Origin of the sequence: Caldichromatium japonicum, assembly GCF_011290485.1 — a bacterium.
Taxonomy (GTDB): Bacteria; Pseudomonadota; Gammaproteobacteria; order Chromatiales; family Chromatiaceae; genus Thermochromatium; species Thermochromatium japonicum.
Genome location: NZ_CP048029.1, coordinates 2,825,768 through 2,843,115 on the forward strand (window position 1 = coordinate 2,825,768; position 17,348 = coordinate 2,843,115).

The window sequence follows — 17,348 nt, forward strand, 5'->3', positions numbered from 1 at the left end:
CCCGAATCAAGCGCTCCGGAGTTCGATCAAATGGCGCGGCGCATCCAAAAAGGGGATCCGTAGCGGATGGATGAACGGTCTATATCCTGCCTGGGCCAGCTCATCCACAGAGGGGTCCAAGCGGGCCTTCATGAGCAACAAACGACCGGCTGAGGCCATGAGATCAGCATTGAAGACACCCAGAATGGCCTCGGCTGCCACCGCGCGGCTGATTATGGTACTGAATTTTTGCCCTGTTCGATATGTCTCGATGCGCGCATGGACGGCTTCGACATTGACAAGACCCAGCTCAAGCGCCGCCTGACGCACGAAACGGATCTTTTTGCCGTTGCTATCAAGGAGCCAAAAGTGCCATTGCGGCAGTACGATGGCGAGCGGCAGGCCCGGCAGCCCAGGGCCCGTGCCCACATCGAGTACCGTCTCGCCGGCGATAAAGGGCGCAACCGCTAGGCTATCGAGCAGATGGCGGGCGACCATCTCGAACGGGTCGCGTACCGCTGTGAGGTTATACGCCTGGTTCCAGCGCACGAGCAGCCTGAGCAGATCGATCAGACACGCGCGCTGTCCGTCTGTAGCCGGCAGGCGCAGCACCGCCAAGCCGACCGACAAACGATCCTCGATCAACTGCCAATCCGGTTTAGGCGGGGTGCTGGTCTTTTTCATCGACGGTCGTGGATAGGCGCAGTCGAGCGTTCAAGGGGGCTCAGGAGTCGGGCCAACGCGCTTGGGAAACACGGATTCATTCGTCACCCTGGCGAAGGCTGGGGTCCAGATGATTGACTTGTATGGATTCCGGCTGACGCTGGAATCACGAGAACCGATATGTTCAGCGTTTCCCTTAAAGCAGAGGATGGGCTCTATCACCCAAGGAATAGCGAACTTATCCCCGTGCATCGACATGCCGCTGCAGCCACAGCTCCAGGAGCGCCAAATGCCAAAGCTTATTGCCCTGGATGCGGGTGTGGTGCATGTCGGGGGCGGCGAGGAGTTGGTCGAGATACTCGCGGCGATAGAGGCCCCGCCGCCGGCAGGCGGTCGAGGTGAGCACCTCGCGCATCATCTCCAAAAAGGGCCCGCGGACATATTTTAAGGCTGGCATGGGGAAATAGCCCTTGGGCCGGTCGATGACGGCATCCGGCAGCAGACCGCGGGCGATGGCCTTGAGCGGATATTTGCCGCCCTGCTGCAGTCTCCAGTCGGGCGGACAGCGGGCAGCGAGCTCGACTAGCTCGTGATCCAAAAAGGGCACCCGCGCCTCCAGACCCCAGGCCATGGTCATATTGTCCACCCGCTTGACCGGATCATCGACGATCAAGGCGGTGACATCCAACCGTAGCACGGCATCCATGAAGGTCTCGGCGCCTGGTTCGGCCAGGCGTTCGGCGACCCAGGGTGAAGTATGGTCTTCGCCGGCAAAGGGGACGGCGATCATGCGCCGATATTCGGCATGATCGCGGTCGAAATAGTGCTTGGCAAAGCGTTCGAGGGGCGTGCCCTGGCTCTCGGCCAGCATGCGCAGATACCAGAAATAACCGCCAAAGACCTCGTCGGCCCCCTGGCCCGATTGCACCACCTTGATCGCCTGCGCAACCCGTTCGGCGAGCAGATAAAAGGCCACTGCATCTTGGCCGAACATGGGTTCGGCCATGACATCGATCGCCTCGGGCAGACGCGCCAGGACCTGATCGTTGGGAACCAAGAACCTGGTGTGGTGGGTGTCATAGCGCTCGACCACTAGGTCCGAATAGGCAAACTCGCTGCCTGCCTCCTCGGGGGTATCCTCAAACCCTACCGAGAAGGTGCGTAGGTCCGAAACCCCCGCCTCGGCGAGCAGCGCCACCAAGAGGCTCGAATCCAGCCCCCCCGAGAGCAGCACCCCCACGGGGACATCCGCCACTTCGCCATACAGGCGCACGACCTCGCGCAGCTTGCCATGAAGCGCCTCGAGCCATTCGGCCTCAGACAGGGGCTGGTCGGGGCGGGTGGCCATAAGCTGCCAGTATCTCTGCTCAGTTTGCCGCCCATCCTGCTCGATCAGGAGCCAGTATCCAGGGGCGAGCTTGCGCACGCCCTGGAGGATGGTGCGCGGGGCGGGCACCACTGCATGCAGGGTAAAGATCTGATGCAGGGCGATGGGGTCGATGCGGGTATCGATCCCGCCGGCAGCAAGCAGGGCCTGGGGGGTCGAGGCAAAGCGAAAGGCATCTCGCTGTGCCGACCAATATAACGGCTTGATACCAAAGCGGTCGCGGGCCAAAAACAAGGCGCGACGGTTGGCATCCCACAGCCCGAAGGCAAACATCCCGCGCAGCCGCTGGACGCAATCCGTTCCCCAGGCATGCCAGGCCTTGAGGATGACCTCGCCGTCACCGGCAGAAAAGAACCTGTAGCCCTGTCCCTCCAGCTCATGCCGCAGGGCGCGATAGTTATAGATCGTGCCGTTGAAGACCAGGGCTAGCCCCAGCTCGGGATCAACGAGCGGTTGGTTTGAGTGCACCGACAGATCGATGATCGCCAGGCGCCGGTGACCCAGGCCCAAGGGCCCATCGCTATAGCTTCCCCCGTGATCCGGTCCGCGCCGGGCAAGTTCCTTCATCATCCGCCCGACCGCCTCAAGGTCGGCCGGCGCCCCATCGCAGCGCAATTCTCCGCAGATTCCGCACATCGCAGTCCTATCTCCGCCCCGCGTCTTGCCTAGAGTACTTGCCTAGATTTGCCTAGAGTAGTTGTAAAAAGCCGCCGGTGACCGCATCCTGCCAGTGCCTTTGTACGGGCTGCCGGTATCGATCCGGGTCAGCTATTCAGATCCCACGTCATCTACGCAGGAGAACCTGAGCATGATCCATGAATTGCCCCCCTTGCCCTATGACCGCACCGCGTTGGAGCCGGTGCTGTCCGCCGAGACCATCGACTATCACTATGGCAAGCATCATCAGGCCTATGTCAATAACCTCAACAACCTGATCCCGGGCACCGAGTTCGCCGAGCTGCCGCTCGAGGAGATCATCCTCAAGGCATCCGGCCCGATCTTTAACAATGCCGCCCAGGTCTGGAACCATACCTTTTATTGGAACTGCCTGTCGCCGGCAGGAGGCGGGGCGCCGAGTGGCGAGCTCGCATCAGCCATCGATGCCAAGTTCGGTTCGTTTGAGGAATTCAAGAAGCAATTCAATCAGGCCGCCGCAGGCAACTTCGGCTCGGGGTGGACCTGGTTGGTCAAGAATCCGGACGGCTCGCTCGAGATCCTCAACACTTCAAACGCCGGCACCCCGATGACTCTGGGCAAAAAGGCCCTGTTGACGGTCGATGTCTGGGAGCATGCCTATTACATCGACTATCGCAACGCCCGCCCGAGCTATCTCGAGCGTATCTGGGAGAAGATCAACTGGCCCTTTGTGGCGGTCAATTATGCGGCCTGATGCCGGCTGATCCGCAACCGCCTGCCTTGTCAAGCAGGCAGGGCTTGCACTATATTCAATATTCGCCTTATACCCAAGGCGGTTGTCCCAGCGGGAAACCGCCTTTTTTATTTTGCTTGATCGGGGTCGATGCGCTATGAGCGAACCCTTGATGGCCACTTATCACCGCCTGCCGGTTACCTTTGCCCGCGGCGAAGGGATCTGGCTCTGGGATACCGAGGGCCGCCGGTATCTGGATGCACTCGCGGGGGTTGCCGTCTGCGGTCTGGGACATGCCCATCCGGCGGTCACAGCGGCAGTATGCGAACAGGCGGGGCAACTGCTCCATACCTCGAACCTCTATCGCATCGCTGAACAGGAGCGGCTCGCCGCCTTATTGACCCAGGCAAGCGGCATGGAGCGTGCCTTTTTTGCCAATTCGGGCGCCGAGGCCAATGAGGCCGCCATCAAGCTGGCCCGGCTCTATGCCCACCGGCGTGGAATCGAAAATCCAGGTATCCTGGTCGCTGAACACAGCTTTCATGGCCGCACCCTGGCGACCCTATCGGCCACTGGCAACCGCAAGGTCCAGGCCGGTTTCGAGCCCTTGGTCCAGGGCTTTGTCCGCGTACCCTATGATGACCTGGAGGCGATTGAGACAGCAGCCGCCAACCGCTCCAACATCGTCGCTGTATTGATCGAACCGCTCCAGGGCGAAGGCGGTATCCGTCTCCCCGCCGCAGACTATCTACCCAGACTGCGGGCCCTCTGCGATCGGCATCAGTGGCTCCTGATGCTTGACGAGGTCCAGACCGGCATGGGGCGCACGGGTCGTCTGTTTGCCTTCGAGCATACTGGCATCCAGCCCGATGTCCTGACCCTAGCCAAGGGTCTAGGCAATGGATTGCCGATCGGGGCCTGTCTAGCGCGCGGTCCGGCGGCTGAGCTCTTTACCCCCGGATCGCATGGCTCGACTTTCGGCGGCAACCCCTTGGTCTGCCGCGTGGCACGGGCGGTCATCGAAACCATCCAGGCCGAGCGCTTAGCCGAAAACGCCGCAACCCAGGGCCACTATCTACTCGACTCATTGCGCACGGCGCTTGCTCAGTTCCCAGGTGTGGTCGAGATACGCGGCAGAGGGCTCATGGTCGGGATCGAGCTCGATCGGCCCTGTGGGGCACTGGTGCAGGAGGCGCTAGCCGCGGGTCTGTTGATCAATGTCACCGCCGAGCGGGTGATTCGCCTCTTGCCACCGCTCATCATCACGCGTGACCAGGTCGATCTGCTGGTCGGTGCGCTCGCCGAGCTGATCCGGGGTTTTCTAGCCCAGGAAGACACCGAACTCAGGCCCAAACAGTCCGGCGCGGCACTATGATCCGCGAGTGCATATGCAGCCCCTGCCCCATCCAGACGCCAGTTATTCTGATTCACCCTCAACTCAGTCACCATGACCTCCCATCAGACAGCATGCCGGCATCTGCTCTCACTGCGCGACCTCACCTTGGATGAGGCGCGCGCCCTGATCGCCCGAGCCATCGAGCTTAAACGCATGCAGACCGCGGGTCAGGCATTCAGACCGCTCGTCGGCAAGACGCTGGCGATGATCTTCGAGAAGTCATCGACCCGCACCCGGGTCTCGTTTGAGGTCGGCATGGCCCAGCTCGGCGGTCACGCACTCTTTCTTTCACCGCGCGACACCCAGCTCGGGCGCGGCGAGCCGATCGAGGATAGTGCCCGCGTCATCTCACGGATGGTCGATGCGGTCATGATCCGTACCTTTGAGCAACAGACCGTCGAGCGCTTCGCCGCCCATTCGCGGGTCCCTGTCATCAATGGGCTCACCGACCGCTATCACCCCTGCCAGGTGCTCGCCGATCTTCAGACCTTCTACGAACACCGCGGCGAGATCCAGGGCAAGCGAGTGGCCTGGGTGGGGGATGGCAATAATATGTGTCAGACCTTCATGGAGGCAGCCTTGCTTTTTGAGTTTGAGCTCTGCGTCGCCTGTCCCGAGGGATTCGAGCCGGATGCCGAGCTCATCGCCGCCTGCGGCGACCGCTGCCGAATCCTACGCGACCCCCGGGAGGCCGTGCAGGGTGCCCATCTGATCGCAACCGACGTCTGGGCGAGCATGGGCCAAGAAGAGGACCTTGATCGGCGGCGAGCGGCCTTTGCCCCCTATCAGGTCACAGATGCGCTCATGGATCTCGCCGATCCCTCGGCAATCTTTATGCACTGCCTACCGGCACACCGTGGCGAAGAGGTGACAGATTCAATCATCGATGGTCCGCGCTCGGTCGTCTGGGACGAGGCCGAAAACCGGCTGCATCTGCAAAAGGCCCTGCTTGAGTTCCTGATCCCGCATTAACCATCTTGCGCCGTTCTTTCAGCCGAACCCCTTTGCACCGCCCTATTCCTGCGCTTGGCCGTTTCGGTGAGTCACCTGATCCAGGAAGCACCGAAGAGACCGTTAGCCATCATTTCAGGGCAAGCCAACCCCCTCATTCTGGAGTAAGCCGGAATCCATCCCATCCGCCAGTGTTATCTTTTCGGATCGACGCCCTTTTTTGACTTCGCGCCGGTCAATTTGCCGCAACAGTCTCAACCGGCGGCAGGGTATCCCTGCAAGGGTTGGGCGAGATGGTAGAGACACTACGTCAACCGTACAAACCGGTCTGGCAGCAAGCAGCCAGCAGCAAGGAAGGCGGAGACTGCCCCCAGCCCTCCTCTGGGCGAAGACACCGCCAGGGCTGTAAGCAGGAGGTTTCTGCATCGTTTAGATGCGGCGTTATACTCTCTCCATCCCTGTCAACAGCGCCGGCAGCACGCCAGCGCCTCGCTAAAGGTCCCTGTTCGCCATGCCCGAATATCGTTCGAGAACCACCACCCAGGGTCGCAACATGGCCGGTGCCCGCGCGCTGTGGCGCGCAACTGGACTGACCGATGAAGACTTCCAAAAGCCCATCATCGCCATCGCCAATTCATACACCCAGTTTGTCCCCGGTCATGTCCATCTGAAGGACCTGGGGCAGTTGGTGGCAACCGCCATCGCCGAGGCGGGCGGGGTGGCGCGCGAGTTCAATACCATCGCGATCGACGACGGGATCGCCATGGGACACGCAGGGATGCTCTATTCGCTCCCTTCGCGCGAGCTCATCGCCGACTCGGTCGAATATATGGTCAATGCCCATTGTGCCGACGCCTTGGTGTGTCTCTCCAATTGCGACAAGATCACGCCTGGGATGCTGATGGCCGCGCTGCGCCTCAATATCCCGACGGTCTTTGTCTCCGGCGGGCCGATGGAGGCGGGCAAGGTCAGGCGCGGTGAGACCGAGCTCAAGCTCGACCTCATCGATGCGATGGTGGCCGCCGCCAATCCCAACGAGAGCGACGAGTTGGTCGCGGCCCTCGAGCGCTCGGCCTGCCCTACCTGTGGTTCATGCTCTGGGCTCTTTACCGCCAATTCGATGAATTCACTGGTCGAGGCCCTGGGCCTGGCGTTGCCGGGCAATGGGACCTTGGTCGCGACCCATGCGCGCCGGCGCGAACTGTTTTTGGAAGCAGGTCGCCTGATCGTGGATCTGGCCCGCAGATATTATGAGCAGGGCGATGAGCGGGTCCTGCCGCGTTCGATCGCAAGCTTTCAGGCCTTCGAGAACGCCATGAGCCTGGACATCGCCATGGGTGGATCGACCAATACGGTGTTGCATCTCTTGGCTGCGGCGCATGAGGCCGCGGTCCCATTCGGCATGGCTGATATCGACCGTCTAAGTCGCAAGGTCCCCAACCTCTGCAAGGTCGCCCCCTCCAGCCAGTATCACATGGAAGACGTCCATCGCGCCGGCGGGATCATGGCGATCCTGAGTGAACTCGAGCACGCTGGGCTCCTCCATACCGAGGTGCCGACCGTCCATAGCCCGACCCTCGGCGAGGCCATCGCTCACTGGGATGTGCGCCGAAGCAATGATCCTAAAGCCCAGCAGCGGTTTCGCGCTGCACCCGGCGGCATCCCCACCCAGGTGCCGTTCAGCCAGGAGACCGAATGGGCGCTCGACCTCGACCGGGCAAACGGCTGTATCCGCGCTTACGAACATGCCTATAGCCAAGACGGGGGGCTTGCGGTCCTCTATGGCAACCTCGCTGCAGAGGGCTGTATCGTCAAGACTGCAGGCGTGGATCCGGCGCTTTTGACCTTTCGCGGTCCGGCAAGGATCTTTGAAAGCCAAGAGGAGGCAGTGGACGGCATCCTCAACGACCGCGTGCAGCCAGGCGAGGTGGTGGTCATCCGTTATGAAGGACCCAAGGGGGGGCCGGGGATGCAGGAGATGCTCTACCCCACGAGCTATCTCAAGTCCAAGGGCCTGGGTAAGCTCTGTGCCCTGGTCACCGACGGGCGCTTTTCGGGCGGGACCTCGGGGCTGTCCATCGGTCATGTCTCGCCCGAGGCCGCGGCAGGGGGGGTGATCGCCCTAGTCGAGGAGGGGGATCTGATCGAGATCGATATCCCCAACCGCCGTATCGAGCTTTTGGTGAGCGAGGACGAGCTCAACCGCCGCCGCCAGGTGATGGAGACGCGCGGTCACCATGCCTGGAAACCTCTGACCCGTCAGCGCCAGGTCTCGCAAGCGCTCAGGGCCTATGCCGCATTCACCACCAGCGCCGCGCAAGGGGCGGTGCGCGATCTGACACGATTCAGCTAGGTGAACATCTATGTCTGGACATTCCGCTCAGCAAGCGTTCCAACCGCTGAATCTGGCGATACTCACCGTCTCGGACAGCCGCGATGAGACGACCGATCGCTCGGGCCAGTTATTGATCGAGTCAGCGCAGGCGGCAGGTCATCGGGTGGTGGCGCGCGAGATCGTCCCCGATGACCGCTACCGCTTGCGCGCCGTCTTTTCGCGCTGGATCGCCGACCCTGAGATCGCGGCGATCATCAGCACCGGCGGGACGGGGATCACTGGACGCGACTGTACCCCAGAGGCCGTGCTACCCCTGCTCGATAAGGAGCTGCCTGGATTCGGCGAACTCTTTCGCAGCCTCTCATTCACTGAGATCGGGACCTCCACCATCCAGTCGCGGGCGCTCGCAGGGATCGCCAATGCCACCCTGATCTTTTGTCTGCCGGGCTCAACGGGGGCCTGTCGCACTGCTTGGGAGCGGATCCTCAAGCCCCAGCTCGACAGCCGCACCCAACCTTGCAACTTCGTTCAACTTCTGCCGCGATTGCGCGAGTCATGAGCCAGACCTCCTGCACCAGTAAACCCAAGGCCCTGACCCTGGATCAGGCCGTCGCCCGGCTGATCCAGGCTGTTCAGCCGCTCACCGAGACCGAAACGGTCGCCTTGGCCGATGCGCTCGGTCGCGTCCTGGCCGAGCCCGTGAGGAGCGCTATCGACGTACCCCCTTGGGATAACAGTGCCATGGACGGCTATACCATCCGGATCTCTGACCTTGCCGCAAGCGGTGGGTGTCTGCCGATCGCCCAGCGCATCCCCGCCGGACACATGGGCGAGCCGCTCGCACTGGGGACGGCGGCGCGGATATTCACTGGCGCACCCATCCCCGATGGCGCGGATACCGTGGTCATCCAAGAGGTCTGTCGCGAATCTGCGGGCGAGGTCCAGATCCCGCTGGACATCCAGGTTGGCGCCAATATCCGCCGCCGCGGCGAGGATATCCGCGAGGGCAGCACGGTGCTCGCCGCGGGGACGCGCCTTTCCCCTCAGCACCTGGGGCTTGCGGCCTCGATCGGGTGCAGCGCCCTGCAGGTCTATCGCCGCCTGCGGGTCGCGATCCTGACCACCGGTGATGAGATCGTTGAGCCCGGGGTCCCCTTACAGCAGGGCCAGATCTATAACTCGAACTGGTATCTCTTGGCCGGGCTCTTGCGTCACTGGGGGTGCGAGGTTTTGGATCTCGGGATTGTGCACGATGACCTGGGGGCAACGGTTGCCGCCTTAAACCAAGCATCGAAGGCGGATCTCATCATCGCCAGCGGCGGGGCCTCGGTCGGCGACAAGGATCACCTCAGACCTGCGGTCGAGCAGCTCGGCCAGCTCGAGTTCAGCGAGATTAGGATCCGCCCGGGCAAGCCGGTAGCCTTTGGTCGGGTTGGCCAAACGCCCATCCTCGGCTGCCCAGGCAATCCTGTCTCGCTCTTTGTGACCGCGCTCCTTTTCGCCCGCCCCCTGATCCGACGATTGCAGGGGATCGATCCCGATCATCCACCGCGTCTGTTGCCGGTGCGCGCGGCCTTCGATTGGCCCAAGCCCGATCGCCGGATGGAGTTTCATCGCGCGCGCCTGGTTCGTTTGGAAGACGGCGAGCTGGGTGTAGAAGTCTATCCCAGCCGCTCGTCAGCGGTGCTCTCCTCGGTCGTCTGGGCCGATGGGTTCGTCCAGCTCGAGCCCGAGCGAGTCTTGCAACGCGGCGATCGGGTCGAGTTCTTGCCCTTTTCCGAACTTTTGAGTTGAGTGTAAGGCCATGATCTGGGTCCGCTATTTCGCCAGCCTGCGCGAGCGCCTCGGGGTCTCCGAGGAACATCTCGATTGGTATGAGGAGCTCGGCACTGTCAGCGCCCTGCGTGCCTCCCTGTGCGGACGCGGCGGCGTCTGGGCCGATTCCCTGGCCCCCGACCAGCAGGTCCTCTGCGCCGTCAATCAAGAGCTCTCCCCGCCAGGGGCCCAGGTGCGCGATGGCGATGAGGTCGCATTCTTTCCGCCGGTGACAGGTGGCTAGCGCATGGAACCCGATGTACCCCTTGATCCTCCCGAGGATCTGATCGAACCGCCAACCCAGGGCCCTTCCCCTTGGCAGCAACCCTTACCTGCCTCAGCCACGAAGGGGTTCAAGGGCTGGGGCGATGAGGGCGGCGAGCGCCTGGTGCCCCCGTTGCGGGAGACCGCCAGGCCCCGCGACCCCCTCATTCGCGCCGCCGAAACCGCCCAGCGGCGCCCTTCCCCGCCGCCGTCGTCCCCGCCGCCGTCCAGAAACGCCAAACAGCTCGTCGCCGAGCTGTTGCGCCAATTGCCCGAGGATTGCACCATCGAGGAGATCCAGTGGCAGCTCTATGCCCTGGAAAAGGCCCAGCGCGGGCGCGAGGACATCGCCCAGGGGCGCGGTTATCTCAATAGCGAAGCCAAGCAGCGCCTCGACCGATGGCTGGAGAGCTGATCTGGTCGCGCACTGCGCTCGATGACCTGGAAGCGCTCGCCACCTTCACCGGCCGCGGCTCTTGGACCCAGGCGCGGCGTCTGGTCGAGCAGGTTTTGGTAGCCGCCGAACGCCTGTTGGTTCGTGCCGAGTCTCGGTGGGGGCAGATGGAGGACGGCATCCGCGCCTGTCGCATCCAGGGCTGGTCGCTGCTCTATGAGCGCCAGGGCCAAGACATCCATCTCCTGGCGATTGTCCAGGCGCCTTTATCATCTACCCCCGCGCGCAGTGCGCCTTAGCTGTAAGGTGCGCAATGCACACCCTACGCCAGTCTGCCGCACCGTCTGTGTTGGGAGTGTATTTCGAGGGGCAACCGGCCAACACGAGCGCATCTTGGGTGTGTCGAATGCGGCTTCGTGGAACAGGCCGAAGCGACTCAAGGGCGGATCAATACTGCGCTTGAGCGCTGGAGGCATCTTTAGCCTTCAGACTGAAGGGGATGAAAAAGGCCGGGATCGTCCGCCCTCCAAAAAACCAAAGGGTGCCGGTCCGAGGACAGGTTAGGGGGATGGGCATAATGCTGCCCTTCCCCGCTCACTATTGTTTGGCCTTGAGTCGCGCTAGACGTTCGCTGGCCGACTGGGCCGGTGCTGGTTCACCGCGGGCGGCGGCGAGCGCTGCGGCGAGATGCGGATCATCCTGCTCGGGGCGAGTGGGGGCCAACAGTCGGGCCTTGGCACTGGCGGCCTCGGCTTGGGCGCGATCACGCGCTGCCGCCTCTTGCATAGCCTTGAGTGCGACATTCAAACTGCTGGTTGCCGTACTTAAACCTGCAGCCCGACGTGCGGTCTCGGCCTGACGTTCGGCCTGGAGGCGCTGCTGAGCGGCGCGTTTCATATCACGCTCGGCCTGCTCCAACTGATGCCGCGCCTCCTTGAGCTTGGCGCCGGCCTCGGTATAGGCCCGCTCCAGCATCGCCAAAAACTCTTGGGCCTCCTGTGCCTCGCTGCGTTCGCGCTCGACCTCTGGGGTCATCTGTTCGAGCAGGTCAAGGAGGGTATTGAGGCTCTGCTCGAGGGCAGCGCGCTGACCGGGGTCGGTCTCAGCGGCAATCTGGGATTGCAGGAGCTCGGCAGCAGAAAGGCGCTGGTCGAGCAGCGACTGGATAGCGTCGGCCTCCTGCCGTTCGCGTTCATAGGCGGCACGCGCCTGGGCGACCTCCACTCCCAGGGCGTCGAGCTCTTCTTCCATGGCGCGCAGTTCTGCCTCGGTCGCACCCTTGGGGTCCCACCGGACCAGGGCCTCGATCCCTTTCTGGACGGTCTGATCGGTCTTGACCCCAAGGAAGTGGCGGATGAAGTTCAACATGATAGGGCGTTCCTGAAGGATGAGATGGACAATCAACAGGGCGCGGTTCTAGCCGGCCATAGCCCCGGCATTGAGGAGGGCCACGGCTAGTTGCACTCCGGCCAGATGCAAGGCAGCAGCGCGGTTGTCTGCAGCGATGGCCGCCGGCAGGTCGCGTGCAACTAGGACACACACGCCAAAGGTCAGTAATTGGATCGCTACGGCCACCATCCCCCAGAGCAGGATGTCGAGCCAAAACTGGCTGGTGGCAAGGGTGACGGCCAAAGGGATGGCCAGCGCGATCCAGGCAGCACCCAGGGTCAGGCCAGCTGCGAGTGTGCCTTGGCGGATCAGCTCATATTCGCGAAAGGGCGTGAGCTTGGTATACAAGGAGATACCGGCGAGCAATAGGCCGAGAGTAAGTGCCAGGTGCCACAGCAAGAGGGGCAGACCGCTGGTCAGGGCCTGCCAGAGCGAGGCGAGGGTTTCAGTCACGATCGAAACTCCAGCATGATCAGTTGAGATTGAGGCTGGCGGGCGAGATGTCGATGCCGACGGTCAGCGACACCCAGGCACCGTTACCTTGTTCGTGAGCGGCGATCCACAGATATTCAAATTGCGGTGCCAGGCTTTGGGCGCCCGTGGGACGGACATAGAGCATGGCCTGCTGGCGACAGGGCGCCTCGTCTATCGCAGACTCAGTAAACTGGCGCGGCGTCAGACGCTTGGGTCCGGGTGACCATAAACGCTGATAGCGCACGCCGTCTTTGGTCTCGAACTCAGGCCAGCCGATCAGCCCCTGGTCAGGATCGAGCCAGACGGCCCATTCATCGGCATCGGCAGGCGCGACCTCGTCGAGATGCGAGAAATAACGGCATTCATCAGGCTGACCGCGCTTGTCCAGGTGGATCTGGATAAAGGCCGTGCCGCCTGCGACATAGAGCCGCTGCCAGACTTGGCCATCACCTGCGAGCTCGGTCAGGCGCTCGACCTCAACCAGGCCGCCTGTTCCCAGCGAGGGCGGCTGGACCTTAATCGTCTGACCACCCAGGATAAAGGGCGCCGGATCGAGCGCCAGCAGCATGCCCGGGCGTAGCCAAGTCGGCCGGGGCATCTGTCCGCTAGAGAAAGGCCGCTGCGTCTTGATGGCGACATCGCCAAAGAAACGCCGCCAAAGTAAGAGGCTGAGGATGGCGGCGAGCAAGAGGCCAAAGAGACCGGTCAGCAAGGCCGCAAAGGGAAAGGGCGCAGTTGCGGCTGTCCTGCGCTCCGCGAAGTGCGGTGGATAGCTCGGATCGCGGGGTCCGGAGAGGGCCGCCATGCCCGCATCCAAGGCGGCAAGCTGGCTGGCGACCGCCGGATCGCCTTGGGCGCGTGCCTCCGCCGCGGCGCGCCATTGGCGAAAGCCCGAATCCTCGGCATGATGATAAAAAAACTCGGTGACACCAGGTTGCGCAAGCCCAGCGAGCAGAATCCAGGGCCAGGCATTCGACCAGTCAAAGGCCGCTGGTAGGCGCGATCTCGCCGGCAGATGCTGGCCAGATGCGACCGGTGCAGGATGCGGGGCAGAGAGATCAGCTGGCCATTGGACCGACGGGCGGCGCACGGCTGGGGGGGTGGAAACAGTCGAAGGTCGGCGAACCCGGGCCTCGCCGGCATCCTGGCCCGGGCGCTCGCGGGCGCGGAAGGCATCGAGCGCTTGGCGAGCAGCCTGGCGGGAGATGGCACGATCGGCGCTGCTGCCCGCAAGCGATGGGGCCGGCGTCGCGGCGCTTGGGAATGGACGACGATACCCCGCGCTCGTCGAAGCCGTGCGCCCTTGCCCCGGAGAGGCAGAGGGGGTACGCACCCCCAGCGATGAGCGTACCCCGCCGCTGTTGTCTGTCGGGGCCTTGCCCCAGCCATTGGCGGGCGCGATCAAGGCGATGGCCAAGACCAAGGACAGGGGCAGCAGGTTCAGACCGGAGCGAGGCGAGAGCATTGATTTGAGCGGCAAATGGGTTTAGGTTCATTCTGAACCCCCGACGGTCACCTGGCAACCGGCGCCCCTATGATGGATCTGACGGTCAACAGGCTGTCACTGAGGTCGCGTGTTTTACTGGCGAGGGGTCTATGAATACACAACGATTGATCACTGCCGCGGCCGGGGCCGAGGACAATACCCTCGAGCAGGCGATCCGTCCGCGCCGTTTGCGCGACTATGTTGGCCAACCGGCGGTCCGCGAACAGATGGAGATCTTCATCGGCGCAGCGCGGGCGCGCGCTGAGGCGCTCGACCATGTGCTGATCTTCGGACCGCCTGGCCTCGGCAAGACGACGCTCTCGCACATCATCGCCCATGAGATGCAGGTCAATCTGCGCCAGACTTCGGGGCCAGTGCTGGAAAAGCCTGGCGATCTAGCCGCATTGCTCACCAACCTAGAGCCGGGCGATGTGCTCTTCATCGATGAGATCCATCGCCTAAGCCCAGTGGTCGAGGAGGTCCTCTATCCGGCGATGGAGGATTATCAGCTCGATATCATGATCGGTGAGGGACCGGCAGCGCGTTCGATCAAGCTGGATCTGCCGCCGTTTACCCTGGTCGGCGCCACTACCCGTGCCGGGCTCTTGACCTCGCCGCTGCGCGACCGCTTCGGGATCGTCCAGCGGCTCGAATATTACACGGCTGAGGATCTGGCCCAGATCGTCATGCGTTCGGCGCAGATCCTGGGGATCGCAGCGGAACCGGCGGGCGCCGCCGAGATCGCGCGCCGCGCCCGCGGCACGCCAAGGATCGCCAATCGCCTACTGCGGCGGGTGCGCGACTATGCCCAGGTGCGCGGCGATGGCCGGATCACCGCCGCGATCGCCGACCAGGCGCTCACTCTACTTAAGGTCGATGCGCGCGGGCTCGATCATCTCGATCGGCGGCTGTTGTCAACGATCATCGATAAGTTCGACGGCGGTCCCGTCGGGGTCGAGAGCCTGGCTACCGCCATCGGCGAGGAACGCGGCACCATCGAGGATGTGATCGAGCCCTTTTTGATCCAGCAGGGGTTCATGATGCGCACCCCGCGCGGGCGGGTGGCTACTGCATTGGCGTATCAGTACCTCGGGCTTCCTGCAAAATCGCTACCCACCTCAGACCTGCTCGCCCCCTTGGCCGCGGTCGGCAGCCAGCCCTGAAGTGTACCTTCAACCCATTTTGTTCTATGGTATAGGCGCCGCGCGCTCGCGCTCGCTGTAGCCGCGGCTATATCGAGAAGGTGTCCTTCTTACATCAATCATGTTGGAGAAGCGTCATGACCAAGAATATTGGCGGAGGTGACCGGATGGTTCGCTTCATTGCCGGTACCTTCCTCGTATTGATCGGCGTGGCCAAGAGCAGCCTGATGGTATGGTTTGGGTTGGCGCTCCTGGCGACGGCTTATCTGCGCACCTGCCCCGCTTATAGTGTGCTGAACATCGATACCACCCGCTAACCCCGGTCTGTGGTCTGAGCTTGCCAGGATGCGGCCCTGTGGCCCGTATCCTGGCAAAACCCTCCCGCCTTGAGGTCTCGAACCCGTTAACCTCCTGGTGCTATCGGCCCCTCACTGCCGCAGGCGCTGAGAAACTGCTATGAAGCTTTGGAAACGCAACCCCGATAAACTGCCTGCTGAACAGCCAGAGGTCACTGGATCTCCCCTTTCCCCCGCTAGCCCTGCCGAGCAGGTGGCGCTCGATCAAATGGCCTCGATCTTGAGAATCCTCGGCCAATACGCCTTTGACCTGGATGAGATCAAGGCATCCACCCTCGCCGAACAGATCGAGCGCTGGTGCATCCATATCCTGACCGCTGCGCCTGTGAACCAGGCCCGCGCTGCGTCCGCCCCGTCGCCGGCGGCGAACCCTGCACGCCGCGATTGGAGCGGTCTGCGCGATTTCGTGACCCGCATGCGCCGCAGCGAACAGAGCTTTGTCAACCGTCAGATCGTGGTAACCCGACAGGTGATGGGCGAGTTTGTCAAGACCGTCGGGATGGCGCTCGCTGAGGATCAAGAGGAGCAAGTTCAGGTGATGTCGGTAGTGGAGCGGTTGCGCCAGACCATCGAACAAAACGCCCCCTTGGAGGTCTTAAGCCGCGAGGCACTGGCTGCAGTCGAATCGATCACCGAGATCGCGCGCGAGCGTGAACGGCGCAATCAAGCGCTTTTGGCAGAGTTGAACAATCGGCTGCAGAGTCTGCGCGGCGAGCTCGATGAGGCCAGGCGTGAGTCGGCGATCGATCCCTTGACCCAGGTCGCCAATCGCAAGACATTCGACCGCCAGCTCGAGAGGATCTTTGAGCTCTCCAAGCTCTCGGGCGAACCGGCCTGTCTGGTCATGGTGGATGCCGATCATTTTAAAATGATCAACGACACCTACGGCCACCCAGCGGGGGATCATGTGCTCAAGGAACTGGCCAAGGCATGCACCAAAGGCTTTCCGCGCAAAAGCGATGTGGTGGCGCGCTATGGCGGCGAGGAGTTTGCCGTGATCCTGCCGGATACAGCACTCACCCAGGCCCTGCCTTTGGCCGAGCGCCTGCTCAATACGGTGCGCATCATGCGCATCGAGTATGACGGCCAAGGGATCGACCTGACGGTCTCGATAGGGATCGCCGAGTTACGCGATCATGCAACCCCCGAGGAATGGCTGAAGGATGCCGATAGCGCCCTCTACCAGGCCAAAACGGGCGGGCGCGACCAGATCGTGACGGCCACTGTTGTGTCCGCTCAATGACCCTCTGGGGGATGCTCGGCGTGGGTGCGATGTGAGGCAAAGGAGATACGGTCGAGCACACCCATCAGCAGCGCCGAGACCACGAAGGTCAAATGGATGACTACGTACCAGAGGAGCTTGTCGTTGGGGACGTGAGGGACATTGACAAAGATCTTCAAGAGATGGATCGATGAGATGGCGACGATCGAGGCCGCCACCTTGAGCTTGAGCGTCCCCGCATCGAGCTTGCCGATCCAATCGAGCTCGTCGCTGCCTTCACGCACATCGATGCGCGAGACGAAGTTCTCATAGCCCGAGAACATCACCATCACCAGCAGGCTGCCGACGAGCGACAGGTCGATCAAGGCCAAGACCACCAAGACCATGTCCGATTCGGAGATCTCCAGGATGTGGGAGAACAGGTGATAGAGCTCCTGGAAAAACTTGACGGACAGCGCGATTAGCCCCAAGGACAGCGCTAGATAAACGGGCGCCAGCAGCCAGCGGCTGGCATATAGCAAACGTTCGATGATGCGTTCGAGCACCTTGGTTCCCCTGTCACCTAAACGGAAAACACTCGCCGATTGTAGAGAATTCAATCCACTGACCCTAGCGGATTGGCTTAAACCACCTTTTCATTGCATGTCATAACAGAGATGGCGCAAGCGCATCAGGATGCCACCCGCGATGACAACCTGGAGACAGCATCATGCGCTCGTTTGAATC

The 17,348-nt window shown here is 62.5% G+C and carries 18 protein-coding genes; 12 read left to right on the forward strand and 6 right to left on the reverse strand.

Annotation, left to right across the window (positions count from 1 at the left end; all coding sequences use genetic code 11):
- Positions 1-6 precede the first annotated feature (6 nt).
- Both rsmG and GWK36_RS13790 read right to left on the reverse strand, forming a co-directional pair.
- On the reverse strand, positions 7-663 hold the full coding sequence (gene rsmG / locus GWK36_RS13785; protein ID WP_166271962.1) for a 16S rRNA (guanine(527)-N(7))-methyltransferase RsmG: 657 nt from the start codon (positions 661-663) through the stop codon (positions 7-9).
- Between the two features lie 217 nt (positions 664-880).
- A complete protein-coding gene (locus GWK36_RS13790) occupies positions 881-2,665 on the reverse strand; it encodes an N-acetylglutaminylglutamine amidotransferase (RefSeq protein ID WP_166271964.1) in 1,785 nt (594 codons plus the stop codon).
- Positions 2,666-2,837: 172 nt separating this feature from the next.
- Between GWK36_RS13790 and GWK36_RS13795 the strand changes: the two genes are divergently transcribed.
- The 9 genes from GWK36_RS13795 to GWK36_RS13835 all read left to right on the forward strand — a co-directional run bounded on the left by GWK36_RS13795 (position 2,838) and on the right by GWK36_RS13835 (position 10,852).
- Positions 2,838-3,419, forward strand: coding sequence for a superoxide dismutase (locus GWK36_RS13795; RefSeq protein WP_166271966.1), 582 nt, complete (start codon positions 2,838-2,840; stop codon positions 3,417-3,419).
- 136 nt (positions 3,420-3,555) lie between these two features.
- The gene (locus tag GWK36_RS13800) at positions 3,556-4,773 is read left to right on the forward strand and encodes an aspartate aminotransferase family protein (RefSeq protein WP_166271968.1); all 1,218 of its coding nucleotides are present in this window, start codon (positions 3,556-3,558) and stop codon (positions 4,771-4,773) included.
- A gap of 72 nt (positions 4,774-4,845) precedes the next feature.
- Positions 4,846-5,766, forward strand: coding sequence for an ornithine carbamoyltransferase (argF, locus tag GWK36_RS13805; protein ID WP_166271970.1), 921 nt, complete (start codon positions 4,846-4,848; stop codon positions 5,764-5,766).
- Positions 5,767-6,256: 490 nt separating this feature from the next.
- Complete coding sequence (ilvD, locus tag GWK36_RS13810) at positions 6,257-8,098, forward strand: dihydroxy-acid dehydratase (RefSeq protein ID WP_166271972.1); 1,842 nt, start codon at positions 6,257-6,259, stop codon at positions 8,096-8,098.
- A gap of 10 nt (positions 8,099-8,108) precedes the next feature.
- Positions 8,109-8,639, forward strand: coding sequence for a molybdenum cofactor biosynthesis protein B (gene moaB, locus GWK36_RS13815; protein WP_166271974.1), 531 nt, complete (start codon positions 8,109-8,111; stop codon positions 8,637-8,639).
- Positions 8,636-9,874, forward strand: a complete 1,239-nt coding sequence (locus GWK36_RS13820) for a molybdopterin molybdotransferase MoeA (RefSeq protein WP_166271976.1) — start codon at positions 8,636-8,638, stop codon at positions 9,872-9,874. Before moaB ends, GWK36_RS13820 begins: the two co-directional genes overlap by 4 nt.
- A 10-nt stretch (positions 9,875-9,884) precedes the next feature.
- Positions 9,885-10,139 (forward strand): molybdopterin converting factor subunit 1, encoded by a 255-nt coding sequence (moaD, locus tag GWK36_RS13825; RefSeq protein WP_166271978.1) that lies wholly within the window; start codon positions 9,885-9,887, stop codon positions 10,137-10,139.
- Between the two features lie 3 nt (positions 10,140-10,142).
- A complete protein-coding gene (locus GWK36_RS13830) occupies positions 10,143-10,574 on the forward strand; it encodes a hypothetical protein (RefSeq protein ID WP_166268960.1) in 432 nt (143 codons plus the stop codon).
- Positions 10,559-10,852: a type II toxin-antitoxin system RelE/ParE family toxin gene (locus GWK36_RS13835; protein ID WP_166271980.1), complete on the forward strand. Its 294-nt coding sequence runs from the start codon at positions 10,559-10,561 to the stop codon at positions 10,850-10,852. Before GWK36_RS13830 ends, GWK36_RS13835 begins: the two co-directional genes overlap by 16 nt.
- A 298-nt stretch (positions 10,853-11,150) precedes the next feature.
- Here GWK36_RS13835 and GWK36_RS13840 read toward each other — a convergent pair whose 3' ends face one another.
- From GWK36_RS13840 to GWK36_RS13850, 3 genes are read right to left on the reverse strand one after another with little or no spacing between them, the layout of a single operon-like run.
- Positions 11,151-11,921: a hypothetical protein gene (locus tag GWK36_RS13840; protein WP_166271982.1), complete on the reverse strand. Its 771-nt coding sequence runs from the start codon at positions 11,919-11,921 to the stop codon at positions 11,151-11,153.
- A gap of 48 nt (positions 11,922-11,969) precedes the next feature.
- On the reverse strand, positions 11,970-12,395 hold the full coding sequence (locus GWK36_RS13845) for a DUF350 domain-containing protein (protein WP_166271984.1): 426 nt from the start codon (positions 12,393-12,395) through the stop codon (positions 11,970-11,972).
- Positions 12,396-12,414: 19 nt separating this feature from the next.
- Positions 12,415-13,896, reverse strand: a complete 1,482-nt coding sequence (locus GWK36_RS13850) for a DUF2491 family protein (RefSeq protein WP_166271986.1) — start codon at positions 13,894-13,896, stop codon at positions 12,415-12,417.
- 116 nt (positions 13,897-14,012) lie between these two features.
- On the opposite strand from GWK36_RS13850, the gene ruvB reads away from it, so the two are divergent.
- From ruvB to GWK36_RS13865, 3 genes are all read left to right on the forward strand, one after another.
- Positions 14,013-15,065 (forward strand): Holliday junction branch migration DNA helicase RuvB, encoded by a 1,053-nt coding sequence (gene ruvB, locus GWK36_RS13855; protein ID WP_166271988.1) that lies wholly within the window; start codon positions 14,013-14,015, stop codon positions 15,063-15,065.
- Positions 15,066-15,181: 116 nt separating this feature from the next.
- Entirely contained in the window at positions 15,182-15,361 is a 180-nt protein-coding gene (locus tag GWK36_RS13860; RefSeq protein WP_166271990.1) for a YgaP family membrane protein, read from the forward strand.
- A 139-nt stretch (positions 15,362-15,500) separates the two neighbouring features.
- Entirely contained in the window at positions 15,501-16,643 is a 1,143-nt protein-coding gene (locus GWK36_RS13865) for a GGDEF domain-containing protein (RefSeq protein WP_166271992.1), read from the forward strand.
- Here the strand turns inward: GWK36_RS13865 and GWK36_RS13870 are convergent.
- A complete protein-coding gene (locus tag GWK36_RS13870; protein ID WP_166271994.1) occupies positions 16,637-17,167 on the reverse strand; it encodes a TIGR00645 family protein in 531 nt (176 codons plus the stop codon). The two genes, GWK36_RS13865 and GWK36_RS13870, sit on opposite strands and share 7 nt — an antisense overlap.
- Positions 17,168-17,348 lie beyond the last annotated feature (181 nt).